The sequence below is a fragment of the Psychrobacter sp. 16-MNA-CIBAN-0192 genome, from assembly GCF_040309565.1.
Classification (GTDB): domain Bacteria; phylum Pseudomonadota; class Gammaproteobacteria; order Pseudomonadales; family Moraxellaceae; genus Psychrobacter.
This window is the reverse complement of the sequence record NZ_JBEOOX010000495.1, coordinates 1-254: the sequence shown is the minus strand read 5'-3', so window position 1 is coordinate 254 and position 254 is coordinate 1. Positions and strand designations below refer to the sequence as shown.

The following is a 254-nucleotide window of genomic DNA, read 5'->3' as shown; positions in this document are numbered from 1 at the left end:
GTCTCAAGATCACGTAGCTCACCCACTAGAATAACGTCAGGATCTTCGCGTAATGCAGAGCGTAGTGCAGGCTCGAACCCTAAGGTATCGCGGTGTACTTCGCGTTGATTGATCAAACTCTTTTTGGATTGATGAACGAATTCTATAGGATCTTCAATCGTCAAAATGTGCTCTTTACGAGTCTCATTGATATAGTCAATCATCGCTGCAAGTGTGGTGGATTTACCAGAACCTGTTGGACCAGTAACGAGAAC

General features: G+C 44.5%; 1 protein-coding gene. It reads right to left on the bottom strand.

The window, feature by feature from the left end:
• The coding region (locus AAEY78_RS14105; RefSeq protein WP_352340020.1) for an ATPase, T2SS/T4P/T4SS family at positions 1 to 254 on the bottom strand (254 nt) is incomplete at both ends.